Genomic DNA, 22015 nt, shown 5'->3' with positions numbered 1-22015 from the left:
CACCTCGTCCTTCAGCAGCGCCAAACAGGGCTCGACGCGCTCGGGCATCGGATCGGAAAACAGATCGCGTTCGGGCTTCCGGCGCCGGGTGAGCGACCCCTTCACGGTATCGACACCCGGCCCGGCCCTGAGAACGCGACGCGTACCCATCCATGCGACTCCGCAACGAAACGAGTCGCCAACTGACGACAGGGCGAATCGTTCCCTAGCGGAACCCGGCGTGGCTCGCCTGGAACATTAAAGGGTGCCGGGCGTTCCTCACCGGTGCCACCTACGGACAGTCTCCCGACCTGTTCGAGGCCTTTGAGGCCGCAGGGCGCGTGGCAAGGCGTAGCGGTGCCAAGGTGGTTCTCAGTCGAGAAGCTCAGAACCACCTTCTCGCGGAGTCAGAGCCCAAACGCTAAAAATCTCTGTCCCCGCGCCTGATTGCGGTGGCTCCTCGTTTCTCGCGTCGCACGCGAACGATCGGCCCTTTCTATGAAACCGACAGTCGAGACGTACACGGCAGTTTTGCCATGGTACGAACGCGCTGATTTTCAGCGCCTTTGGGAGCTTGCCCACGACCAGAACGAAATGCCGAGCAACTACGAAGTTTGGTATGCGTCAGCCTTGGAAGTGATGAACGTCTGGCTCGCGCGTGGGCGAGCACTACAGATTGTCACGATCCGCCCCGACGAATTTTTGGACTGGCTACGGGCTCGGGGGCTCCCCAACACTGCTGCGACCCGACTGAAGTTCGTAGAGGAAAAGGCGAGAGGCGGCACCGGCGATTTGGCGGGGGTAGCGACATCAGGAGCGAGCACGGCGTCTGAAGGAAGTCCGCCCGCTTAGTCGTTCTTTTTCGAACTTCAGCGAGGCGCGGTAAATTTCCTGGCCGGCCTCATTCTCGACGCGCACTCTCAGATCAAAGCGATTGCCATCCGGCAGCTTGTCCTTGGCCATATCGGCGAGGGCTCGCTGGACGTCCTCCGCGGCCGCTTTCTCATTCGGAAAGTCCAGGGGCTTCTCGTCGCGGTCGACCCGGTTCCCGTCTTCGATGGTGAAACGATATTTCGGCATGGGGTTCCTCGCATTCTTGGAGGAATTCGGATTTGCCGTCGATGTTCCCTACATTCGGCCCGATACGAAAGCTGGCTCTCTTCCAGCGAGAGCGACAATTATCATCTCGGCCTCTATGGCGGCGGGCAATGGGGACCGCTCGGCCTGCGCCTGGGAGCCAGCTACACCTGGCATGACATTGAGACCCGGCGCAGCGTGGTCGCGGCGGGGCTCGGCACCAGCCTGCGCGCCGATCACGACGCCGGCACGGCTCAGGTCTTCGGCGAGCTCGGCTATCGGATCGATCTCGGCCCGGTGGCGTTCGAGCCCTTCGCCGGCCTTGCTTACGTCAGCCTGCGCAGCGACGGCCTCAGCGAGGTCGGCGGCGCCGCAGCCCTGTCCGGCACAAGCGACGACACCAGCCTGGGCTACTCGACGCTCGGCCTGCGGGCCTCCACGAGCACCCGGATCCAGGGCATGGACCTGAGCCTGCGCGGCGCGCTCGGCTGGCGCCATGCTTTTGGCGATGTCGATCCGAAGGCGACGCTCGCCTTCGCCGGCAGCATCCCCTTCACGATCACGGGCGCTCCCATCGCCAGGAACGCCGCCCTGGTCGAAGCCGGGCTGGACCTCGCGATCAGCGCCAATGCCAGCCTGGGGGTGACCTATGCCGGCCAGCTCGCCGAGGACGTCCAGGATCACGCCTTCAAGGCAAACCTCGCCGTCAGGTTCTGACGGCGAGACGCCGGTACGACGCGAGCCTGCCAGCGGCTCTTTCGGGAAGGCCGGCAAAGGTCAGCTTGCCACCCATCAGTGACCTTCACCCAAAGCGAAAAGGCCCGACCCCGCCGAAGCGAGACCGGGCGATGTTTGATAGGGCTCGCTCAGGCCGAGGTATTCTGACGGAGGTGAAGCAAGACATTTTGCTTGAGGTCTTCTTGGTCGAGCGCCATCGGCGCAAATCCGGCGACGAGATAGGCGATCCTCCGCCGCTGCTCATCATGCTCCCGCTCGGGGATAGCCGGCTTCACCTCGCTCCATACAGCTTCCAACGCAGCGCAAGCCCGGGCCAGATCAGCCGGATCCGTCAACGATGAAAAAGGCATGGCTCCTTCCCCCGAAAAGTGGACCTGCGATGAAAAATCTAAGTCCGGCGTCGCCGCTGGCAAGAGGGCGCCAGACAATGACTCCGCCGGCCGAAGCTGAAGGGGCAGTCTTGATGGCTGCAACGGTCCCTTGCGGCCGTGCGACCCTAAAATTCTTTTGGAGAAAGGTGCCGAGCCACCCATGCCAGTGGGAGGGGAAAGGCGGCGACTCGGCGCCACGCCTCATCAAGGCGCCCAGAAGACTGCCCAAAAATGCTGAATAAGAAGCGAATGTAGAATGAACTCTATCGTTCGCCAAGAAACCGGGCGGCTCTTTGATTTTCCGAAATTGTGGTTCGAATCCATGAGCGGGAACCACCCAAGGTGCGGAACATTCGGACGGCAGATTACCCGGAAATGCAGCGCCGTCGCCCGCCTGTCGAGTTCTGGGTCTGGCTGGCAATCGCCGGCGTCATTCTCATTTTCGTGGCTGCTTCGATAACCCTCCCGCCTCAGATCGTGCAGCGCTGACAATGAGGTGCCGACGGCGGTCCTCACCTAGCTGAAGCGAGACCAGGTATTTCTATGCAAGCATCTCACGGGTTGTGGCGAAGTGATTTGAGCCTTCGCCGTTCTGCGTCGAGGAGATCGTCACTTTCCTTCCGGCGCTGCAAGGCTTCTGCCGCTCGCTGCAGTCTTTCGGAACGAGCTGCCTTCTGATCGTGGGTCTGAACACCGGTGCCGTAGATCAGGGCATCGAGATCACCTGCTTCACGCCGTTCCATGGCAAACCCTCCGCAACTCCGCCAGCCCAAGACAGCATACCACGACAAAAACAAAAAAGGCCCCGCCAGCCGGAACTGACGGGGCCAAATTTAGGAAGCGCCCAAGGAGGGCCGTCCCTTACGAGAGGCGATCAGCGGCCGCAGCCGCGATCTAAGTTCCGGCGCGGCGCTGGCTTCGTGACCTGCAACTGCTTCAGCATCTGCTGAGCCATGATTTCGGTTCGCCGGACAATCTCGGCGTCCTCAGCGCGCGCGCGACCAATCTAGCGCTTTCGGACGAGCGCCGTGGTCAGCTTGTCGCCGAGCTCATGGACGCTCGGCGAGCTGTCGAGGATGCCAAGCGAAGTAAAGGCGATTTGAAAGCCGTTCGCTCTCGTGTCGACTCCGCCAAGTTGAAGCTCGGAGAATGGGGACCCGTTTGGTGGACTGACGGCGCGCCGGATTTCAATCGCCATCTCGTAAAGAACACGCCCTATGCCGAGTGGGCTTTGCAACTGGAGACGCCGGACAGGCGGACTTAGCGTGAAGCGATCCGCACCTGAAAAGCAGAAGCGCGTCATGCAGCAGGCTGTCGTCGCCGTGACCACCCGGGTTGAAACTAACGGCGCCCGCTTTTCCGATCTCGTCGCGGCGGGTGGTCCAAAAGCGGACGCCCGCCGCTTCCGCCGGGAGGTTGACTAATGACCAACCGCGCCGGTTGAGATACCTGCCCGTTCCGGCGTGTCGTCCTGCCGCTCGACGATCCCGCTCGAAAACCCGCAGGCAATGCCAAGCAGAACCGATCGATCCACGGGGCGGGCCGAATATCCGATTGACGTTAGAGCTCCGCCGCTTCTCCCTGCTGATGGGGATAGGACCTAGCGAGGGGAAACCAATTTGCTCGCTAGACGCGTTCCGATCCGCTAACTGCGGAGCCGGGCATGTTCCACTCTTCGTTCGATTGTTCCGTCGTCATTCGCAACTGGGGCTCACAACCCCCGACGGGGCAGCAAATGAAGGCTAATTTGGCGGCCTTCCTGCAGAGTGAAGAGCCTGATGCCATGTTGGCTCGGGAAATGGGCCGATCATCCGACTACGTCCGCTGGTGCTTGAACAGCGAGGCTATCGTGCTTGCCTCTCTGCTGACAGCAGCATCGCGGCTCACGATCTCACCCCTGTCGATCGGTCCATGATCAGGTACTATATGACGCCTTCAATAAGCCCGAGGCTTTGAGCTTCGTTCGCTTCGATATACCAGTTTTCTGGTGCGAGCTTAAGCACCTGCTCCATGGTCACCGATGATCCGGCGATGAGGTTTTCGAAGCCTTCGTTCTGAATCTGAATTGAATGCTCGATTTCGTTGAGCTTGGCTTTCAAATTCGCAATGCACGCCGTTAGCGGGCCATCCAGCATCACGTTAGTTTGTAGTTTGCGCTCGTGGATCATAAGCCGCGTGCCGCGTGTAAGGTACCGGTTAGGGCGGGCGAAGAAGCTCATGAAGGTCGCACCCGCGGAGTAGATCGCAGCCTTTCCGAGCAAGACGAAGCGCCGGTTCGGCTCCTGCTCGCTGTGGAACCGGATATCCTCTCCCATCATGCGCGCAACCTCGGGGTCCCCGCCCAAGGTACTGAGTTCGATTACGACCAAACCTTCCAATGGCGACGTCATAAGTCGGTCTCGAAAGAACGCGTACATGACGTTATCCACGGTACCCGCCAGCAGGATTGGCGGGTTCAGGAAATCACGCGGCTGCAATGGCCGGAAAAGATCGGATTGGGCATCATTCGAGTTCGATGGCAGGCTCATAGTCAAACCTTAGCAATGTCGGTGCGACCAAACTCGACGCTCCACTCGGCGGTTCCATGCGACAGCATTGGCACGATGTGAAGCTTACGTTCCCAGGCGGTTCTGGCCGCTCTCGGGGCGGATCAAGAACCCAGTTTTGTCTCAAGAATCGTTGCCGAATCCGATTCAAGCACGGGCCCCGTCGGGCATAATGCTGACGGTTCGCAAACGAGTGTAAGGTTCACCGCTCGACGGAAGCCGTGCCGGTGCCAACCTCCTTCGGCTTCCTCCATGTCGAACTCGTCCTGCGGCGTCCAGAGGCGCACATTGGGAGCGGACGGCGCCCAAAGGCGGAATTCTACTCCGTTCCGCAGAGCGCGGCGGCCGAAGGGCATTTCGTGAGATCGTCGCATGTCGTGTCCCAGGTCGCAGGCGACCGGTCAATGATTTCGGCAGCTAATGAGTTTCCATGGCTTTCCGAAAATGCCGTGACCGTACAATTGGGAACCTTCAGGAAGCGACATGGTTAGCCGAGGGCTAAAGGTCAGTCTCCGGCCCGGAAACAGTTGTGACACCATCATGAGCAGGCGAGCCGCGGCTTTTGTCGTGAGTTGGGCGGATCAGACCGTTCAGGAAACCGAACTGGCATTCACCGCGGTGAGCGCATCGGATTTGGCGCGAAGGTGCGGTACCCGTGCGTGCGGGCTTCGCCATGGGGCGCGGCTACACTTAGGAAAAGGCCGGGACGTTCAATGAGCGAACGGCATCCCGGTTACGGACGTAGAAACTTGAATCGGTGCGAACCTGATATAGCTCGAGAAACGCCATGTCGGCTGAGGTTGATTCCGGTCCTGACGCCGCTGAGCAGCGAAGGTGCGCTTTCTGGCGGAGATCCCAGTTCCGCTTCTGGCGCGCTTCTCGCTTCGCAGCCTATTTGACGCGCCGCTTAATCAGCGCGGCCCCGCGCCTCGACCGGCCACTGCGCCACGAGATCGGCGCCGCGCACGACATGCAGGATGTCGTGCAGGTTGATCGTCGGATCGCAATGCGGGACCGTGCATTCGACCACCGTACCAATCGGCAACGCAGATTGTCCTTCCGACGGAAGGACGCGGCCGAATTCGTCGCCGCACCATTCGATCCGCCCAACCAGCTCGCCAATCCGGAAGACACGGGGCGGCGGGCCGTCGAGCGCAAAGCTCTTGCTGCCGCCATCGGTGATGGCGAAGCCGAGCGAGCTGTGGCCGATCACGGTGACGGCGATGCGCAGCGCCGGCTTGAATTCCGGCCCGCCCCGGCCATGCATGTCGACGCTGTCATAGGCCTCGTCCATGAAGACGTAGGAGCCGGCCTGGATCTCGGTTAGCAACCGGTCCTCGCCGTCGAGGAGATGGCTGCCGGTGCCGCCGCCCGAGACGATCTCCGGCGCGAAGCCGGCCACGCGTAACGCCTCGATCATGGCGGCGAGCAGCCGGCCCATCTCCTGGTTGGCGATGCGGCGCGCGGCGAAGTCGTCGATATGCTGGACGCGGCCCTGATAGGCCTGGACGCCGCGATAGCGCAGCCCGTCCAGCCCGGAAACGAGCCTCGCCAGCTCGACCGCCTCGGCCGGCGTCGCGACGCCGCTGCGCCTCAGCCCGACATCGAGATCGACCAGCACGTCGAAGGCCGCGCCGTGTCGCTGCGCCGCCTGCGCATAGGCGGTGGTGAGATCAGCCCGGTCGACCACGACGCCGATGCGCCCGCCCGCCGCCGCGGCGCGCGCCAGTGCGTCGATCTTCGCCGGACTGGCGATCGGCGCGCTGAGCAGGAGATCGCGCACTCCGGCCTCGAACAGCGCCAGCAATTCGCCCGGCTTGGCGCAGCAATTGCCGAGCGCCCCCGCTGCCATCTGCCGGCGGGTGATCTCGGCGCATTTATGCGATTTGGCATGCGGCCTGAGGCTTAGCCTGGTCTTGCGGCAGGTTTCCGCCATCAGCGCGATATTATGCTCGAACAGATCGAGATCGAGCACGGCTGCCGGCGTCTCCAGCCGCGCCCGGCTGCCCGGCTCGCCGACGAGCTTTGCGTTGAGGGCCGCCGCACCGAACATGACCTTGCTCATGTCCTTGCCTCCGCAAGCTCGGCCCGCCGACGCATGGTGGCTGCCTGATCGATCGTTGCGCCATCGGCAGCGAAGACCACGCCGTAATCGCGGGATGCGCCTGCCGCCGTGACCTTGCCTTCTCGCAGATCATCCTCGATGCGGATGGGATCGCGTTGCAGCGCATCGCCATAGCCGCCACCGCCGGCGCCGATCAGGCGAAAGACATCGCCGGCACGGGCGTTGAAGCTCTCCATAGGCATGGTCGGCAGGCCCTGCTCCGTGCCGTCGGCGCGGAGCAGGATGTGAGCGGAAGGCGCTCCAGGGCTGCCGCCCTCCAAGCCAAAGGGCGGGTGGTCGCGCCGGTCGCCGCGCAGCACGAAGGCGACCGGCGCGAGGAAGCGGAACTCGCGGATGAGCGAGAGCCCGCCACGGTACTGGCCCGGCCCGCCGGTGTCGGGCACCAGGCCGTAGCGCAGCACCTCGACCGGCATGTCGGCCTCGATCATCTCGATCGGCTGGTTGGAGAGATTGGCGGCAGGATTGGAGATGCCCTCGATACCGTCCTTGCCGGCCCGCGCCCCCCAGGTGCCGACCACCATCTCGTTGAGCACGAAGGGCCGGCCTTCATGCGTGCCGCCGGCCGCGAGGAGATACGGCCCCCCCTCGGAGCCGCCCATGGCCCGCTCCGGCACGATCTGGGCGAGCGCCTGCATGATCGCATCGAAGACGCGATAGCCGACGACGCCGCGCGCTCCGCAGGCAGCCGGATAACGAGGATTGACGAGGCAGCCCTCAGGCGCCCTGACCGTGATCGGCCGCAGATATCCCTCGCAATTCGGAATGTCCTGCTGCGACAGGCAGCGTATCGCGCAGAAGGAAGCCGATTCCGGCAGCGAGATCGGGCAGTTGATCGATGCCGCGACCTGATCGGCCGTGCCGGCGAAATCGATGTCGATCGTATCGTCGGCGACGGTGACGGTCGCAACGATCGGCAGCGGCTCAGGGTTCTCGCCGACGCCGTCGATATAGTCCGTGGCGCGATAGACACCGTTCGGCAGAGCGCGGATCACGTCGCGCATCATCGCCTCGGCATGGTCATGCAGCGCGTCGATATATGCGTCGAGCTCCTGCGCGCCGTAGCGGCCGATCAGGGTCTTCAAGCCATCCTCCGCGACATTGCAGGCGGCGATCTGGGCGCGGATATCGCCGAGCACCTCGACCGGCGAGCGCGTGTTCGCCTCGAGGATCCGGAAGACGGCCTCGACCGGCTCGCCGGCCTCGTAAAGCTTGAGCAGCGGCAGACGCAGGCCTTCCTGCTGGATCTCGGTCGCGTAGATCGCGACGCTGCCCGGCACGATGCCCCCGAGATCGGTGTGATGCGCCACCGTCGCGGCGAAGCCTGAGAGCCGGCCGTCTACAAAGATCGTCTTCAGGATGTAGATATCCGGCAAATGCTGACCGCCGGAGCCATAGGGGTCGTTGGCGATCAGCACGTCGCCGGGCTTCAGCGTCTCGCCATAGCGCTCTTTGACGAATCCCATGATCCGCGGGAAGGAGCAGAGCTGGATCGGCAGAGTCAGCCCCTGCGCGATCACCCGGCCCTTCGCGTCGCAGAGTGCGGTCGAATAATCCATGATGTCGCGGACAACAGGAGAATAGGCGCTCCGCATGACGATCAGCGCCATCTCATCCGCGGTCGAGGCTAACGCATTGCGGATCACCTCCAGGGTGATCGGGTCGATTGCCAGCGCGCTCATGCGGCCTCCAGGGCGATGTCGATATTGCCGGCCTCGTCGAGCCTGGCGCTCTGGCCGGGGCCGACGACGCAGGTGCAGTCGTATTCCTCGATGACGAAGGGCCCGCGCCGCGCCGTGGTATCGAGGTCGGCCCGGCCGATCACGGCGATCGCGGCCGCCGACCCGCTGGCGTTGAACGAGACAATCCGATCGGTCCGGTGCATCGGCGCCTCCACCGCGAATTGCTGGCGCGGCGCGATCAGCGGCAGGCGCGCCGTCAGGCGGGCATTGACGAGATGCACCGAATCCTTCTGCGAGCGATGGCCATAGGTCCGCTCGTGCTCGCGATGGAATAGCTCGCCCAGCTCTGCGGTGTCGAAGCGCCTCGCCGGCACGGTCAGTTCATAGGCCTGGCCGACATATCGCAGGTCGGCAGCATAGCGGAACTCGGCCTGCGCCAGATCATAGCCTTCCAGCGCGAGGATGCGGCGGGCATCGGCGCCGAGCTCGGCGAAGAGCTGCTCCAGCCCGGCATCGTCGAGCTCGCCCGCCCGTCGGCGCGACGGTCGCACAAATTCCTGCTCGACATCGCAGCGCAGCAGGCCGAGGGCGCTGAAGACGCCGGCGGCACGCGGGACGATGACGCGGCGGATGCCGAGCGCGCGCGCGACCTCGGCCGCGACCACCGGGCCGTTGCCGCCGAAGGCAACCAGTGTCGCCTGGCGCGGGTCGCGCCCGCGATAGGTCGAGACCGCCTTCACCGCCCGCGTCATCGTGGTGACCGCCAGCGTCAGCACGCCGCGCGCCGTCTGCTGGAGGTCGAGCCCGAGCGGGCACGCGACCTGGTCGTTCAGCGCGGCACGGCCGGCATCGGCCTTGAGCGGGAAGCTGCCGCCGGCGAGTGCGACATCGTTGATGTAGCCCAGCGTCAGGAAAACGTCCGTCAGCGTCGCCTGCGTTCCGCCGAGGCCATAGCAGACCGGTCCCGGCCACGCGCCGGCGCTCTGCGGGCCGACCGAGACTTGGTTCATCCGGTCGATCGCGACGATGCTGCCGCCGCCTGCGCCGATCTCGGAGACGTCGATGAAGGGCATCTTGATCGGATAGCCGCCGCCCTTGACCAGCTTGCTCGACAGATTGATGCCGGCCCCGACCTCGTATTCGGTGGTGCGCGCCGGCTCGCCATGCTCGATCAGCGCTGCCTTGGCGGTGGTGCCGCCCATGTCGAAGGAGATGATGCTGGGCTCGTCGCCGCCCGAGACTAGTCGCGCGCAGGCGATGACGCCAGCAGCCGGACCGGATTCAACCAGCGAAGCGGCGCGCTTCACCGCCGAGCCCAGGCGCATGATGCCGCCACCGGAATGCATCATCTCGACCTGGCAGGTGACGCCGATCGAGGCGAGCCGCGCCGTCAGGGCGCTGGCATAGTTGCGCACGACCGGGCCGATATAGGCGTTCACCACCACGGTCGAGGTGCGCTCGTATTCGCGGATCTCCGGCAGGATTTCCGAGCCCCGGCAGATATAGACGCCGTCGCCGAGCTCGGCGCGCAGGATCTCCTCAGCCTCGATTTCGTGCTGCGGATTGGCGTAGGCGTGCAGGAAGCTGATCGCCACGGCTTCGACGCCTTCCTCGCGGAAGCGCTGCGCCGCCCCGACGACATCCTCCCGCGAGAGCGGCACGCGGACGGAGCCGTCGGGGCCGAGCCGCTCATTGACCTCGAGGCGCAGGCGCCGCGCCGCAAGTGGCTTCGGCTTGTCGTATTGCAGGTCGTAAAGCACCGGGATGCGCAGGCGGCGCATCTCAAGCACGTCGCGGAAGCCGGCGGTGGTCAGGAGGCCGGTGCGGGCGCCCTTGTATTCGAGGATGGCGTTGGTCGCGACCGTCGTCGCATGAACGATGCCGGTGATGCGGTCGGGCGTGGTCTGGTAGTCTTCGACCAGCGCCTTCAGCGCCTGCGCGATGCCGCGGCTGTAATCGTCCGGGGTCGAGGGCACCTTGCGGGTCTCGATCAGCCCATCGTCGCGCGCGACCACGACATCGGTGAAGGTGCCGCCGATGTCGATGCCGATCCGGTAGCTATGCTGCGCCATGGATGTCTTCCCTGGTTTCTGGAGCCACCGCGTCGGCACGGACGGGCAAAGGCGTGCGCCGGCCGGCGAGGCCTTTCGGCACGGCGGCGATGAGGGCTTGGGTGTAGGGGTGCTGCGGCCGGTCGAGCACATCGAGGCAGGGCCCCTGCTCGACGATCGTCCCTTTCCGCATCACGACGATGCGGCTGCACAGCGTGCGCACCAGGGCGAGATCGTGGCTGATGAAGAGCAGGGTCAGGCCGAGCTCGCGGGTCAAACGCGACAGCAGGTTGATCACCTGTGCCTGCAGGGAAACGTCGAGCGCCGAAACCGGCTCGTCGGCGATCAGCACCTCCGGCTTCATCGCCAGGGCCCGCGCCAGGCCGACGCGCTGGCGCTGCCCGCCGGAGAGTTCATGCGGCAAGCGCGGCCCGATCTCGGGGCCGAGCCCGACCCGCGTCAGCAAGTCTGCGATCTCATTCTGGCGCTGCCCCGCGGGCACGCCACGTAATGCCAACGTCTCGCCGAGGCAGCGCGCCACGCTCTTGCGCGGGTTCAGCGCGCTGCTCGAATCCTGGAAGACCATCTGGACGCGCCGACGCCACGGCCCGGCGTGATCGCGCATCAGCTCGGCCATCGACTGGCCATCGAACAAGACCTCCCCCGAGGTCGGCCGCGCCAGTCCGACCGCGAGGCCGGCCAGCGTCGACTTGCCCGAGCCGCTCTCGCCGACGATGCCGACGACATCGCCGCGCATGACGTCGAGACTGACATCGTCGAGCGCGACGAGCCGGCTGTCGCGCCCGAGCAGACGGTCGAACAGCCCGCCTTGCGGGAAGGATTTGGAGACGCAGCGAAGGGAGAGGATCGGGCCGGTCATCGCGGCCTCCAGCAGGCGATGCGATGACCGGCTTCGGCGATCAGAGCCGGCATTTCGCTGGTACAGGGCTCGATGACGTGGGGACACCGCGGCGAGAACGGGCAACCGGCCGGCAACCGGCCGAGCCGCGGCGGCGCGCCCTCAATCGCGGTGAGTGGGCCGACCGGGCCGAAAAGGCTCGGGACGCAGGCCTTGAGCAGGATGGTATAGGGATGGCGCGGCGCGCGTTCGATCGCCTCGACCGGCCCGTCCTCGACGACCTTGCCACCATACATCACCACGACGCGGTCGACGATCTCGGCGACGAGCTGGAGATTGTGCGAGATGAAGACGATGGTAAGGCCGAGCTCGCGGCGCAGTTCCGCGATCAGGTCGACGATCTGGGCCTGGACGGTAACGTCGAGCGCCGTGGTCGGCTCGTCGGCGATCAGCAGACGCGGGCGGCAGGCGATCGCCATGGCAATCAGAGCGCGCTGGCGCATGCCGCCGGAGAATTCATGAGGGTACGAGGCAAGGCGCCGGCCGGCATCGCGGATGCCGACGCGCTCGAGCGCCTCCGCCGCGATGCGCCGGGCCTCGGCTGACGAGACGCCGCGATGCTCACGAACCACGTCGGTGATCTGCCGGCCGATGGTCAGCGCCGGATTGAGCGAGCTCTGCGGATCCTGGAAGACCATGGCGATATCGCGCCCGCGAAGCGCCCGCATACGCTTTTCATCAGCAGCGAGCAGGTCCTCGCCGTCGAAGAGCACTCGCCCGCCAGTGACGCGCGCCGGCGTGCCGAGGAGTCGCATCGCCGCTAGCATGCTGAGGCTCTTGCCCGAGCCGGATTCGCCAACGATGCCGACGGCCTCGCCCGCCGCGACGGAAAAGTCGACCCCGCGTACCGCCTCGACCACGCCGCCGCCGGCCGAACGGAAGCCGACGCGCAGGCCCTCGACGCTGAGCAGTGCCGGGCTCATGCGACCAGCGTCCTGGCTTCGCTGCGCGGGTCGAAGAGTTCGCGCACCGCGTCGCCCAGAAGATTGAAGCCGATCACGGTCAGCGAGATGGCGAGGCCCGGGAAGACCGGCAGCCACCATTCGCCGGAATAGATCGCGCTGCGGGCATCTGAGAGCATGGTGCCCCAGCTCGGCTGCGGCGGCTGCACGCCGAGGCCGACGAAGCTGATCGAGGCCTCGATGACGATGCCGATCGCGACCAGCAGCGTGCCCTGTACGATGAGCGGCGACAGACAGTTCGGCAGCACGTCGCCGCTGACGATCTGCCAGTGCGAGGCGCCCTGCAGGAAGCGAGCCCGGACATAGTCGGCCCGTGCGATGCGCTTGGCCACCGCATAGGTGACGCGGGCGAAGACCGGCGAGAACAGGCAGCCGACCAGGACGACGATCTTGACCTCGTTTGGCAAGAGCAGCGGCCCGATCGGCAATGGCCCGACACCGAGAATGCCGACGATCGCGATCGCCCAGACCAGCAGTGGGATCGAGGCGACGCCATCGACGATGCGCATCACGATTTGCTCGCCGAGCCCGCCCTTGTAGGCGGCGAAGATCCCGGCGGAGACGCCGATGGCTGCACCGATGAGCACCGCGCCGATTCCGACCGACAGCGAGGCGCGCGCGCCGAACAGGATCCGGCTCAGTACGTCGCGCCCGCCCTGATCGGTCCCGAGCCAGTGCGCGGCGTCGGGCGCGGCCAGCCTGTCCTCTATATTGAGCGCGAGCGGGTCGTAAGGCGCGATCAGCGGCGCGAAGATCGCGGCCAGCACGATCAGCCCGACGATGCCGGCTCCGAGCCAGCCGCTCCAGTCGAGGCCATGGAGGGCTTTGCGCAGATTGCTCATGCCGCGGCCCTCTGGCGCGGATCTAGTACGCGGTTGATCAGGTCGGCACCGAGATTGGCTAAGACGAAGATCGCGGTGAACAGGAAGACGATGCCTTGCAGCAAGAGGAAGTCGCGCTGCGAGATTGCGTTCAGCAGCGCGCGTGACAGGCCGGGGATGTTGAAGACCTGCTCGATGATCAGCGCCCAGCCGAACATGTAGCCGAAGGAGAGCGCCGCGAGATTGACGACCGGCGGCAGCGCGTTGACCAGCGCGTAGAACACGACCTGCCGAGAGGAGAGGCCCATGGCGCGGGCGGTGCGGACATAGTCGCCGCGCAACGTTTCCTGCAGGCTCGCCTGCGTCATCCTTGCCAGCACGGCGACGTAGTAAACCGCGAGCGAGAGCGAGGGCATCAGGATGCTCTGTAGGTGCAGCGACAGTCCGGCGGAGAGCGGAAAATAACCGCCGGGCGGCAACAGGCGCAGGTCGACAGCGAGAAAGCGGATCAGCACGATGCCGAGCCAGAAGGCCGGGATCGACAGGCCGAGCACCGAGGCAAAGCGGCTGATCCGGTCGAAGGCGCCGCCCGGCTTGAGCGCCGACAACACGCCGATGCCGATGCCGAAGATCAATGCGATCAGGAAGGCGAAGAACACGATCGCCAGCGTCACCGGCAACGCGTTGGCGATCTCGGCCGCGACGTCGCGGCCGGTGACGAAGGACTTGCCGAAATCCCCGCGCAGGACGTCGCCGAGCCAGGCGGCGTATTGCGAAAGGAAGGGCCGGTCGAGGCCATGCGCCTGCTCGAACTGCGCGATCTGCTCTGTCGTGGCGTCGGCCCCGAGCACGATCCGAGCCGGGGAGCCCGGACCGGAGCGCGTCAGCGCAAACAGCGCGAGGCCGACGAAGAGCAGCGTGCCGATCGAGGAGAGGATGCGACCTGCGATGAGGCGGAACATTGCGTGCTCGTTTCAGACCTTGATCTCGCCTGGCGCGATGGTAAGGCCCTGATTGACCTTCACATCCTGCACCGCCTGCCGCCAGAGATTGGAGGCGTGGACATAGCCGAGCACGCCGAGCGGCGCGTCGCGTGCGGCGAGCGCCTGCAGCTTGCCATAGGCTTCCTTGAGCTTGGCTTCCTCCGTCTCGGCGAAGGCAGCCGCGAGCGTCTGGTTGAACTCCGGATTGTTGTAGCCGGTACTCTTGGACAGGACCTGCTCAGGCGTCAGGCAGACCTGCATGATGTAGCTCGGCTCGCCCGGCGACATGAAGACCTGCAGCGCCGCCTGGTGCTCGCCGCGGATCGCCTGCTGGATCAGCACCGAGAACTCGTAAACCTTGAGATTGACCTTGATGCCGATCTTGGCGAGCTGGGCCTGCACGAAGATCGCCGCATCCTTGGTGTCGAGCAGATAGGGCTCGGCCTGGATACTGAGGTCGAATTCGGCACCGGTGGCGTATTTCGACCTGGCGAGCAAGGCCTTGGCCTTGTCGAGATCGAAGCCGAGTTCCTTGTCCGCCTCGGCGTTGAACCACCAGCCGCGTGCCGGCGCCGGCACGGAGGAAGGATCGAGCAGCCCGTAATAGACCTTCTCCCCAATCGTCTTGCGGTCGATCGCGGCGGAGACCGCCTTGCGGAAGTTCACGTCGTCGAAGGGGGCTTTCAGGTTGTTGGTGTACATCAACAGCGCGCCACCCAGCGTCGGGCGCGAGGCGCCGGTGATGCCCGGCATCGTCTTCAGCCGGTTGAACTCGCGCGGCGGCGGCGCACTGATGAGATCGACCTGGCCGGTCAGCAGATAGGCGACGCGGGTCGCGTCCTCCGGGATCATCTTGACAACGAGCCGATCCCAATGCGGCAGGCCCTTACGCCAGTAGTTCGGGTTCTTCTTGAAGCTGATATAGTCGTTCGGCTTCCACTCCTCGAAGACGCCGAAGCCTGTGCCGACGCCGGCCGGACGCGACTTGAAATAGTCGTCGCCATGCTCCTTGCGTGAGCCGGACGGGTAGATGCCCATGTATTTCGTCAGGAAGTAGAGCCAGGGGCCATACGGCTCCGACAGCTCGAACTGGATCTTGAGCGGATCCAGCACCGTGACCTTGGTGATGCGCGTGAAGAGCGAGCGGCGCGCCGCCTTGTTGGCGGGGTCGAGCATGTATTCGAAGGAGTATTTCACATCCTCCGCCGTCATCTTCTTGCCGTTGTGAAAGGTGACGTCGTCGCGCAGGTCGAAAGTGTAGGTCTTCTTGTCGGCCGAGATCACCGGCAGAGCCTTGGCGAGCTGCGGCTTCAGCACGCCGTCGACATCGTACTCGACCAGGTTCTCGAACACGGTCTGGCCGAGCACCATGGCGTCGTGATTGAGCTGGTTTATCGGATCGATGGTGATCGGATTGCTCGGCAGGACGATGGTCAGCGTCTTGCCGTTGTTCGGTTGAGCGTGGAGCAGGCTCGCTGGCAAGAGGCCGCCAAGAGCGCCGCCTGCTGCAGCGGCGAGAAACGCACGGCGATGTGTCGGCACGGTCAGCATCGGAATTCCCCTCTTTTATGGCAATGCCTTGGCGGCGCCGGAGACCGGCGCCGCGCCGAACCAGGGAAAGCTAGAGCGCTGAGGCGGCGAATAAAAATAAGAAGTGCTTGCCGCTTGATTGTCTCCCGCTATCGTCTTGAACGATGCGCTATACCTTTGGTCAGGCCGAGGCGTTCTACTGGGTGGCCCGATTGGGCGGCTTCCGCGCCGCCGCCCTGCATCTCAACCTGTCGCAGCCGACGGTCAGCCTGCGCATCAAGGAGCTCGAGCGCACTTTGGGCGGCGAATTGTTCGACCGTTCGCTCTACCGCCCGCTGCCGACGACGCTTGGCAATGCGATCTATGCGGATATCGAGCGTTTGCTGGCTCATGCCGAGCAGGTCCAGCGTCACAGCAAGGACGGCTTGCGCGGCAGGAGCCTTTTACGCATAGGCGCCGCCGATTCCTTCGCCGCCGCGGTCCTCCCGGACCTCCTTGCGCAGTTGGCTATTCGCCATGCGGAGCTGCAGGTCGATGTCACCGTGGACTTCAGCACCAAGCTCGAACAGCTCCTGCTCGACCGCTCGATCGACATTGCCTTTCTCTCGCAGCCGCGGGCCCATGACGGGATTACGATCGTGCCGCTCTGGATGATCGATCTCGTCTGGGTGGTGGGCGAAGGCCTGCCCTTCGCTGGCAATGTCGCGACGCCGGAGAACCTGGTCGATCTGCCGATCTTCACGAATAGCCCGCCATCGGGCTTGTTCACCACGATCCAGATGTGGTTTGGCGCGCAGGGCCTGAAGCCGCGCCGCCTCAACACCTGCAACCCGCTTACCGTGATCGCCCGCCTCGCGAGCGCCGGCACCGGCGCGGCGATGATCCCGCGCGAGATGATCCATCTCTCGGGAGAGAAGCTGGCATTGCGCGTGCTGGAGGCGCGTCCGGCCATCCCATCGCATAACCTGTGTGCGATGTGGTGGAACAACGAATCTGCCGATGAATGCAGTTACCTTGCGAACCTCGCTGCCGAGATCGCCAAGGTTGGGCGGTAAGGCGTGTCTTTGTATGCGAGCGTCCGCTTTTCGGCGAAGGGGGAATATCAGCTTGGGGCGCGGTGCCAAATCGCTCACCACAAGCGGATTCCCTCACATCGCGTAGGCTGTTGGCCGACGCAGCCTCCCAGTGATCGCGCCGCCGATTGCGGCACGTGCCTTATGCTTGCAAAGGTTGTCGGATAAGCCCCGCTTGTGAAGCGGGGCTCGGCTGGAATAGCCAGAAAGTCGGGCGCGAAATGCTATCGACTCGTCAGAGCCCAGCGGTCAGGATCGCGTAGCGGGAGGAAATGATGTCAGACGAGATTGCCGACGACAGACGAGTACAGCCCATCGCGGTGGATAATGGGGCGCCGATTATCTCGTTTGAGAACTTCGCCGCCCTCGGCCATAATCAGGGCCGATACGCCATCAGTCTGACAGTTGGCATCCCGGTCAGCATGAGCGACGGCAGCGTTCCGACCGTTCATCGTGTTGTGGCTCACCTCTACGCTGACGCTCGTGCTCTTCAAACCCTGCGCGATGCTATCGACAAGTGCTTCGTTCTCAGTGCCGACGCAAAGGGTAAGGCGCAGTGACATGCTATGCTCCTGCTGAAGGTTGGGGAATGAATTGACCGGCCGGCGCATTATCAACACGCCACTGCGTTCGAGCGAGGAGGAACGGAAGCGCCTCGACCTCGTTTGGAATGAGCAAACCAAGCTGCTCGCCACATGGCTTCGAGCGCCCGGAGCTCGTCGCCGGGGATGATGCAGATGCTGCGCAGTAGACGAAATGGGACGTGATTCCATCTCTCTACGCCGATCACAACGCCATCATCGAGGCGCCGCTGGCGCCCTACCATGTCCAAGAGAGCGGTTCGACCGTCCAGGACGACGGCTTCGAGACCATCCCGAAGAGCCTGAGCAGCGAAGCGGCCATTACGATCCATAGCATGGCGAGGAAGGCGGCACTTATCGGAGGTGTCCGGTTTTCCGGCAAAACGGCCGGTGGCCGCTGGTTGATCAAGATATCCCTCCGGCGATGACCACAGGCGCGTGATCAGGGCGTCCGCGCTGCTGTTCGCTGCCCGCTCCAAGCCAGCCGCCGCCTCAGCTTTCAGCCGCGCCGCTCGCTCCGCCAGGGTCATCGCCGGACGCGCTGACCGCCTGGCCTACTCCGTTTACGGATCACTTTTTTGGGCGATTTAGATTTCGGACAAAATCGATCAATCCCTTGATGTCGGTATCCGGTATTTTTTATCAAAAATTATAACCGTCAGCCCTGAATATATATACCCGAAAACAAATAAACCGATATAGACGTAGTATGTAAATGGTTTAAATATGAAATCAAAAGAGCTCGAGTCAGAAATAAATAAATCATAAGCGGTAAAGCTATTGCCGCTAATATGAAAAATGGAAAAAATACACGCAATGCAGCAAAATAAAGACAAAAACTATTCATGGCTAATCGATGTATATGCATATCGAAACTCTCTACTTCGTGTCCGAGTTTTCATTAGGGCCAGTCCCTGGGCCCCCAGCACTCGACTGCCCATTTAGTTTGACGTCCCTTCATTAGATGAGGTCGCCGCGTCTCTTCCAGACTGACTTGCGCCCGGCTGACTGGCTCCAGGTTGAGCAGAATTGGAAGGCGAGGCGCTCCCCCAACCGTATTACCCTTTCCTCCTTTGCCGGCGTTGGATCCTCCATGGTTGTTGCCCCTAGCTGCAACCAACGCCGCGCGGCCATGATCAGCCGCCACCCGGCGCCAGCGAGGCAGGGCAGCCCTGCGCGCCCTCTCCTCGGCATTGTCCCGGCCTGTCTGCTCCCAATGGCCCATCTGCAACTCGCTTATTGCCGGCCTAGGGCGGACGACGCGAACTTGAGCTTCGCGCCGCCTGCATTGAATCAGGCTGAGGCCTTGGCCCGCCCCCGCTTCGGTGCCGCAGGCGCAGGCGTCGTCTTCCGACGCTGCTGGCCCAAGCCCATGGACTTGGCCAGCTTTGAGCGGGCCTCGGCGTAGTTCGGCGCGACCATCGGATAGTCCGGAGGCAGATTCCACTTCACGCGGTACTGATCGGGCGTCATGTCGAACGCCATACGAAGGTGACGCTTGAGCGATTTGAACTTCTTGCCGTCTTCCAGGCAAATCAGGAAATCGGGCGTAATGGATTTCTTGATTGATACGGCCGGGATCGCCTTTTCTTCGGGAGCCGACGCCGGAGCCTGGCCAAGCCCAGTGAGTGCCGCGTTGGTGCTAGCAATCAACGCCGGAAGCTCGGCCATCGGCACGCTATTGTGCCCGACGAATGCCGAAACGATATGCGCGACCAGGTCGACGAGCGCTTCGTTATTTTCCGACATTTCCAATCTCCGTGGGCATTGCAGAGAGCTTACGCTTCGCTCCTTTTATTATAGAGTTTTCGTTTGGCAATAGATCTGCAAAACCCAGTTTTGATTTCTGACGTTCAGAACAGGTCGCCTTGCTGAGGCGGGGCGACTGCGGGGAACAGCTCCTCGCCTGGGCCATCCTGCTTCACGCCGCGCGCGACGATATCGAGCGAGCCATCTGGGAGCGGGCGTTGCAGCGCCCTCGCCTGCTCCCACGGCGCCGTCATCCAAGTCTCGCATTCTTCCGGCGTCGTCAGGATCACCGGCATCGCCTTGGGGTGGATCGCGCCGACCTCGGCGTTCGGTTCGGTCGTCAGGAAGGCGTAAAGGTCGATCGTCTCTTCGCCGGTCTTGATCTTGCGCACGCTGGTCCACTGCGGCGCCCAGATGCCGGCGAAGAATGCCGTCGGCCGCTCCTCGCCGAACGCGAACCAATGGTTCCCGACGGGGCCCGGCTCCGCGAAGGAGTTGAACGGGACCAGGCATCGGTTCTCCACGCCAAGCCAGCGCTTCCAGTGCGAGCTCGAGGTGTTGCGGACATTGGTCGTGCCGCCGTCCGGCTCCATGCGCAGGAGCCAGTCGAAATCGACTTCCTTGTTCTTCGCCCGTAGCTTGTCGGCTCGCTTCGTCGCAGCTTCGAGCAGAGCCTTCTTCGACGACGGCATGCCCCAGCGCGTCATTGCCAGCCGTGGGCTGCCCTCTTCATTGCGCACGATCGGTGCCGCATAATCGGGATAGATGCCCGGCTGCGGCGGCATGTTGACGCCGCCGCTGTCGAACTTGGCGAATAGCTTCCGTATCGCCTCGACGTTGCGGGTATGGCTGTAGAGATTGCACATGAGGCCTCCCGGCCTCAGCTTACCGCAGCTTCCGCCTTTGGAAACAGGTGGAGGACATAGCGCTCCGGCCTATTGGACTGCCATCCGGCGCAACAGGCCTCGATCGCGGCGCGCTCCGCCTCCTCCCAGACATGCATGTACTCGATCGCCTCGGACGGCACCTTATCCACCCATCCCAGGTCATCGGCTCTCTCAAGCTCGCAGATCGCCCAGTACGCCTTGCCCGCAGTGACGCCGGCCTTCTCGAAAACCGCCTGCGCGGCCGCGAGGCCACGGCTGGTTTCCTCCGGGCTCGCGCCTTCAATCTGCAGATAGACGCTCCTAGTCGCCTCCAACGCGGCGGCGGTTCGGCTCTCCGGGTTGCTCAGATGGAAGTTGGTCATCCTTCCCTCCTTTAATCAGGGTGAGCCCGGTCATGCTGGGTGGCAGATCGGGCGGTGAGGTCCGGCCGATATCGGGACAGTAGGCTCCGCACTTCATGCCGTATTTCTGCGGCTTTCGGGCCGGGTTGTGCGGGTCCCATGGGCAGCGCGACATGAAGATGGCGACGATCTGAGCGAGTGTCGCGCCCCCTCCATAGTGCCAGGACAGGACCGCGAGGCGGGCGTCGCCCTTGCGCTGGCAGAAGTGGCAGCGAAGGCGCACGAGGATCCACGGAAAATCCCGCAGCTCGGTGAGGTCGTTCGGAAGCTTCATGGCTCATTCGGTCTCGCGGACTGGCCGCGCTCCCTGCGAAAACAGCCCACGCAGATAGCCTCGCGATGTCGAGCGGTCGGCATCCGCCAGCAGGACGATGAAATCATGAGCCAAGGCGCGTAAGGCCGCGGCTTCGGTGCCGTGCTCCTCCATCAGCATGGAAACAATGCCCGTAATTTCCGCGTCCAGCGTGGTGTCTTCGACATGTTGGTCGGCCGGCTGGGCTGACATGGCTTGCGTCCTCGTGTATGAGAACATTATGAGAACAAACCGCCCCGGGGAGTCAAGCCATGAACGTCGACACCTTCTTTCTCCAGCCCTTCAAGACATACCGAAGGAAGCTCATTGCGAGCCAGCGCGTGCCGGCGAAAACGAAGCATCACGCGCTCAATGAAGGGGAACGCCTGGGGCGCACAGCCGAAGGCGTCGCCGTTGTCCATGTCGTCGCAGATGATGAGACCGGCGAAGTCGCGTCGATCGATGTCCTCGCCCGCCATGGCGCGATTCCGGAGGAGTTCGAGGAGCAGATCAGAGCGCTATGAGAGCGCGGGGCCAACCGAGCGTCACGCAGGTCAACCGCGACTATCCCTACCAGGTCGCGGTGCCGAAGTTCGAAGGCCACGGTCTGGGCTACTTCAATTTATCGGGGCCCCTGTCGAGCCTCTGCCGGCGCCGTTTCGACGTGCACGACGGGACGCGAAGCTATGAGGTCTTCTGCTTCAGCGACCAAAGCCAGGCGGAGCAATTCCGTGACGCCATCAGAGGCGAGGATTTCGACCCTCGCGACCGCGTGGGCGCGATCTGGCATCGCCGACGGGGCAAGAGGCGAGACGCCAGTCGGGCCCGGCGTGGCTATTGGTAAGCGGCTAGCAGGGCATCTTGTAGACGCTGGCCTCGTCGGCATCTTCGCGCAGGCCCTTGTAGGAGGCATGGCGGAGCTTCCCGTCGTCCGTCCAGCCCCGGAACTGGATCTCCGCGACGAGTGCCGGCGTCAACCAGCGATAGCCCCCCTTTCGTCCTCGCATATTGATCGCAGGCTTTGGGATGACGAGATCGTCCATCTCCTTTCGCAGCGCCGTGCCCGTGGCGTGCGTGAAGCCGGTGCCAACGCCCCCGACATAGACCAGGTGATCGCCCGCGCAGGCCGCCAGTAGCAGCCGGCCGATCCCGCCCAGGGCGATCGTCGACGGTTCATAGCCGACGATGACGAAGCTCTCCGACCGGCTGCATTTGATCTTCAGCCAATCGCCGCCGCGTCCCGATCGGTAG

At 63.9% G+C, this 22015-nt stretch carries 25 protein-coding genes; 7 read left to right on the top strand and 18 right to left on the bottom strand.

Going from position 1 to position 22015, the window contains the following annotated elements; all coding sequences use genetic code 11:
• Positions 1-789: 789 nt before the first annotated feature.
• Positions 790-1059, bottom strand: coding sequence for a DUF6894 family protein (locus tag GGC47_RS27370; protein ID WP_429069897.1), 270 nt, complete (start codon positions 1057-1059; stop codon positions 790-792).
• Here GGC47_RS27370 and GGC47_RS27365 point away from each other — a divergent pair.
• A complete protein-coding gene (locus GGC47_RS27365) occupies positions 943-1773 on the top strand; it encodes an autotransporter outer membrane beta-barrel domain-containing protein (RefSeq protein WP_429069899.1) in 831 nt (276 codons plus the stop codon). The genes GGC47_RS27370 and GGC47_RS27365 overlap by 117 nt on opposite strands.
• Before the next feature lie 149 nt (positions 1774-1922).
• On the opposite strand, the gene GGC47_RS27360 is transcribed toward GGC47_RS27365, so the two are convergent.
• From GGC47_RS27360 to GGC47_RS27350, 3 genes are all read right to left on the bottom strand, one after another.
• Positions 1923-2144 (bottom strand): hypothetical protein, encoded by a 222-nt coding sequence (locus GGC47_RS27360; RefSeq protein ID WP_429069272.1) that lies wholly within the window; start codon positions 2142-2144, stop codon positions 1923-1925.
• Between the two features lie 575 nt (positions 2145-2719).
• Positions 2720-2908: a hypothetical protein gene (locus tag GGC47_RS27355; protein WP_429069896.1), complete on the bottom strand. Its 189-nt coding sequence runs from the start codon at positions 2906-2908 to the stop codon at positions 2720-2722.
• A 263-nt stretch (positions 2909-3171) separates the two neighbouring features.
• On the bottom strand, positions 3172-3468 hold the full coding sequence (locus GGC47_RS27350) for a hypothetical protein (RefSeq protein ID WP_429069894.1): 297 nt from the start codon (positions 3466-3468) through the stop codon (positions 3172-3174).
• Between GGC47_RS27350 and GGC47_RS27345 the strand changes: the two genes are divergently transcribed.
• Positions 3467-3589 (top strand): hypothetical protein, encoded by a 123-nt coding sequence (locus GGC47_RS27345; RefSeq protein WP_429069892.1) that lies wholly within the window; start codon positions 3467-3469, stop codon positions 3587-3589. The genes GGC47_RS27350 and GGC47_RS27345 overlap by 2 nt on opposite strands.
• 239 nt (positions 3590-3828) lie before the next feature.
• Complete coding sequence (locus GGC47_RS27340) at positions 3829-4080, top strand: hypothetical protein (protein ID WP_429069891.1); 252 nt, start codon at positions 3829-3831, stop codon at positions 4078-4080.
• Between the two features lie 7 nt (positions 4081-4087).
• On the opposite strand, the gene GGC47_RS27335 is transcribed toward GGC47_RS27340, so the two are convergent.
• From GGC47_RS27335 to GGC47_RS27295, 9 genes are all read right to left on the bottom strand, one after another.
• Positions 4088-4693 (bottom strand): peptidase S14, encoded by a 606-nt coding sequence (locus GGC47_RS27335; protein ID WP_429069890.1) that lies wholly within the window; start codon positions 4691-4693, stop codon positions 4088-4090.
• 925 nt (positions 4694-5618) lie between these two features.
• Positions 5619-6776: a DSD1 family PLP-dependent enzyme gene (locus GGC47_RS27330; RefSeq protein WP_429069889.1), complete on the bottom strand. Its 1158-nt coding sequence runs from the start codon at positions 6774-6776 to the stop codon at positions 5619-5621.
• On the bottom strand, positions 6773-8515 hold the full coding sequence (locus GGC47_RS27325; RefSeq protein WP_429069887.1) for a hydantoinase B/oxoprolinase family protein: 1743 nt from the start codon (positions 8513-8515) through the stop codon (positions 6773-6775). Before GGC47_RS27325 ends, GGC47_RS27330 begins: the two co-directional genes overlap by 4 nt.
• Complete coding sequence (locus tag GGC47_RS27320; protein ID WP_429069885.1) at positions 8512-10587, bottom strand: hydantoinase/oxoprolinase family protein; 2076 nt, start codon at positions 10585-10587, stop codon at positions 8512-8514. The genes GGC47_RS27325 and GGC47_RS27320 overlap by 4 nt, the downstream gene beginning before the upstream one ends.
• Positions 10574-11446, bottom strand: coding sequence for an ATP-binding cassette domain-containing protein (locus GGC47_RS27315; RefSeq protein WP_112764992.1), 873 nt, complete (start codon positions 11444-11446; stop codon positions 10574-10576). The genes GGC47_RS27320 and GGC47_RS27315 overlap by 14 nt, the downstream gene beginning before the upstream one ends.
• Positions 11443-12408, bottom strand: coding sequence for an ABC transporter ATP-binding protein (locus GGC47_RS27310; protein ID WP_429069882.1), 966 nt, complete (start codon positions 12406-12408; stop codon positions 11443-11445). The genes GGC47_RS27315 and GGC47_RS27310 overlap by 4 nt, the downstream gene beginning before the upstream one ends.
• Positions 12405-13289, bottom strand: a complete 885-nt coding sequence (locus GGC47_RS27305) for an ABC transporter permease (RefSeq protein ID WP_429069880.1) — start codon at positions 13287-13289, stop codon at positions 12405-12407. Before GGC47_RS27305 ends, GGC47_RS27310 begins: the two co-directional genes overlap by 4 nt.
• Positions 13286-14230, bottom strand: coding sequence for an ABC transporter permease (locus tag GGC47_RS27300; protein ID WP_429069878.1), 945 nt, complete (start codon positions 14228-14230; stop codon positions 13286-13288). Before GGC47_RS27300 ends, GGC47_RS27305 begins: the two co-directional genes overlap by 4 nt.
• A 12-nt stretch (positions 14231-14242) precedes the next feature.
• Positions 14243-15802, bottom strand: a complete 1560-nt coding sequence (locus GGC47_RS27295) for an ABC transporter substrate-binding protein (protein WP_113253435.1) — start codon at positions 15800-15802, stop codon at positions 14243-14245.
• 143 nt (positions 15803-15945) lie between these two features.
• On the opposite strand from GGC47_RS27295, the gene GGC47_RS27290 reads away from it, so the two are divergent.
• From GGC47_RS27290 to GGC47_RS27280, 3 genes are all read left to right on the top strand, one after another.
• A complete protein-coding gene (locus GGC47_RS27290) occupies positions 15946-16836 on the top strand; it encodes a LysR family transcriptional regulator (protein ID WP_038366410.1) in 891 nt (296 codons plus the stop codon).
• Between the two features lie 293 nt (positions 16837-17129).
• Positions 17130-17414 (top strand): hypothetical protein, encoded by a 285-nt coding sequence (locus GGC47_RS27285; RefSeq protein ID WP_162719922.1) that lies wholly within the window; start codon positions 17130-17132, stop codon positions 17412-17414.
• Positions 17415-17617: 203 nt separating this feature from the next.
• Positions 17618-17863: a hypothetical protein gene (locus GGC47_RS27280; RefSeq protein ID WP_429069877.1), complete on the top strand. Its 246-nt coding sequence runs from the start codon at positions 17618-17620 to the stop codon at positions 17861-17863.
• Positions 17864-18728: 865 nt separating this feature from the next.
• Here the strand turns inward: GGC47_RS27280 and GGC47_RS27275 are convergent.
• The 4 genes from GGC47_RS27275 to GGC47_RS27260 all read right to left on the bottom strand — a co-directional run bounded on the left by GGC47_RS27275 (position 18729) and on the right by GGC47_RS27260 (position 20977).
• A complete protein-coding gene (locus GGC47_RS27275; protein WP_429069875.1) occupies positions 18729-19184 on the bottom strand; it encodes a Ros/MucR family transcriptional regulator in 456 nt (151 codons plus the stop codon).
• Between the two features lie 104 nt (positions 19185-19288).
• The gene (locus tag GGC47_RS27270) at positions 19289-20050 is read right to left on the bottom strand and encodes an SOS response-associated peptidase (RefSeq protein ID WP_429069874.1); all 762 of its coding nucleotides are present in this window, start codon (positions 20048-20050) and stop codon (positions 19289-19291) included.
• Between the two features lie 14 nt (positions 20051-20064).
• On the bottom strand, positions 20065-20433 hold the full coding sequence (locus tag GGC47_RS27265; protein WP_429069872.1) for a hypothetical protein: 369 nt from the start codon (positions 20431-20433) through the stop codon (positions 20065-20067).
• Positions 20434-20749: 316 nt separating this feature from the next.
• On the bottom strand, positions 20750-20977 hold the full coding sequence (locus tag GGC47_RS27260; protein ID WP_112761586.1) for a hypothetical protein: 228 nt from the start codon (positions 20975-20977) through the stop codon (positions 20750-20752).
• Between the two features lie 59 nt (positions 20978-21036).
• Between GGC47_RS27260 and GGC47_RS27255 the strand changes: the two genes are divergently transcribed.
• On the top strand, positions 21037-21288 hold the full coding sequence (locus GGC47_RS27255; protein ID WP_429069871.1) for a hypothetical protein: 252 nt from the start codon (positions 21037-21039) through the stop codon (positions 21286-21288).
• 324 nt (positions 21289-21612) lie between these two features.
• Here the strand turns inward: GGC47_RS27255 and GGC47_RS27250 are convergent.
• Positions 21613-22015, bottom strand: a 403-nt coding sequence (locus tag GGC47_RS27250) for an ATP dependent DNA ligase (RefSeq protein ID WP_465247595.1), incomplete at its 5' end; no start/stop codon positions are given.

The organism is Allobosea sp. OAE752, from assembly GCF_050433265.1.
GTDB lineage: Bacteria > Pseudomonadota > Alphaproteobacteria > Rhizobiales > Beijerinckiaceae > Allobosea > Allobosea spartocytisi.
The sequence above is the reverse complement of the archived record's forward strand: the minus strand, read 5'-3'. Positions and strand labels throughout refer to the sequence as shown.

Excerpts from the sequence above, each read along its gene's own strand:
- GGC47_RS27370 (WP_429069897.1), bottom strand. The coding sequence starts at position 1,059 with ATGCCGAAATATCGTTTCACCATCGAAGACGGGAACCGGGTCGACCGC.
- GGC47_RS27360 (WP_429069272.1), bottom strand. The coding sequence starts at position 2,144 with ATGCCTTTTTCATCGTTGACGGATCCGGCTGATCTGGCCCGGGCTTGC.
- GGC47_RS27355 (WP_429069896.1), bottom strand. The coding sequence starts at position 2,908 with ATGGAACGGCGTGAAGCAGGTGATCTCGATGCCCTGATCTACGGCACC.
- GGC47_RS27345 (WP_429069892.1), top strand. The coding sequence starts at position 3,467 with ATGCAGCAGGCTGTCGTCGCCGTGACCACCCGGGTTGAAACTAACGGC.
- GGC47_RS27350 (WP_429069894.1), bottom strand. The coding sequence starts at position 3,468 with ATGACGCGCTTCTGCTTTTCAGGTGCGGATCGCTTCACGCTAAGTCCG.
- GGC47_RS27340 (WP_429069891.1), top strand. The coding sequence starts at position 3,829 with ATGTTCCACTCTTCGTTCGATTGTTCCGTCGTCATTCGCAACTGGGGC.
- GGC47_RS27335 (WP_429069890.1), bottom strand. The coding sequence starts at position 4,693 with ATGAGCCTGCCATCGAACTCGAATGATGCCCAATCCGATCTTTTCCGG.
- GGC47_RS27330 (WP_429069889.1), bottom strand. The coding sequence starts at position 6,776 with ATGAGCAAGGTCATGTTCGGTGCGGCGGCCCTCAACGCAAAGCTCGTC.
- GGC47_RS27325 (WP_429069887.1), bottom strand. The coding sequence starts at position 8,515 with ATGAGCGCGCTGGCAATCGACCCGATCACCCTGGAGGTGATCCGCAAT.
- GGC47_RS27320 (WP_429069885.1), bottom strand. The coding sequence starts at position 10,587 with ATGGCGCAGCATAGCTACCGGATCGGCATCGACATCGGCGGCACCTTC.
- GGC47_RS27315 (WP_112764992.1), bottom strand. The coding sequence starts at position 11,446 with ATGACCGGCCCGATCCTCTCCCTTCGCTGCGTCTCCAAATCCTTCCCG.
- GGC47_RS27310 (WP_429069882.1), bottom strand. The coding sequence starts at position 12,408 with ATGAGCCCGGCACTGCTCAGCGTCGAGGGCCTGCGCGTCGGCTTCCGT.
- GGC47_RS27305 (WP_429069880.1), bottom strand. The coding sequence starts at position 13,289 with ATGAGCAATCTGCGCAAAGCCCTCCATGGCCTCGACTGGAGCGGCTGG.
- GGC47_RS27300 (WP_429069878.1), bottom strand. The coding sequence starts at position 14,230 with ATGTTCCGCCTCATCGCAGGTCGCATCCTCTCCTCGATCGGCACGCTG.
- GGC47_RS27295 (WP_113253435.1), bottom strand. The coding sequence starts at position 15,802 with ATGCTGACCGTGCCGACACATCGCCGTGCGTTTCTCGCCGCTGCAGCA.
- GGC47_RS27290 (WP_038366410.1), top strand. The coding sequence starts at position 15,946 with ATGCGCTATACCTTTGGTCAGGCCGAGGCGTTCTACTGGGTGGCCCGA.
- GGC47_RS27285 (WP_162719922.1), top strand. The coding sequence starts at position 17,130 with ATGTCAGACGAGATTGCCGACGACAGACGAGTACAGCCCATCGCGGTG.
- GGC47_RS27275 (WP_429069875.1), bottom strand. The coding sequence starts at position 19,184 with ATGTCGGAAAATAACGAAGCGCTCGTCGACCTGGTCGCGCATATCGTT.
- GGC47_RS27270 (WP_429069874.1), bottom strand. The coding sequence starts at position 20,050 with ATGTGCAATCTCTACAGCCATACCCGCAACGTCGAGGCGATACGGAAG.
- GGC47_RS27265 (WP_429069872.1), bottom strand. The coding sequence starts at position 20,433 with ATGACCAACTTCCATCTGAGCAACCCGGAGAGCCGAACCGCCGCCGCG.
- GGC47_RS27260 (WP_112761586.1), bottom strand. The coding sequence starts at position 20,977 with ATGTCAGCCCAGCCGGCCGACCAACATGTCGAAGACACCACGCTGGAC.
- GGC47_RS27255 (WP_429069871.1), top strand. The coding sequence starts at position 21,037 with ATGAACGTCGACACCTTCTTTCTCCAGCCCTTCAAGACATACCGAAGG.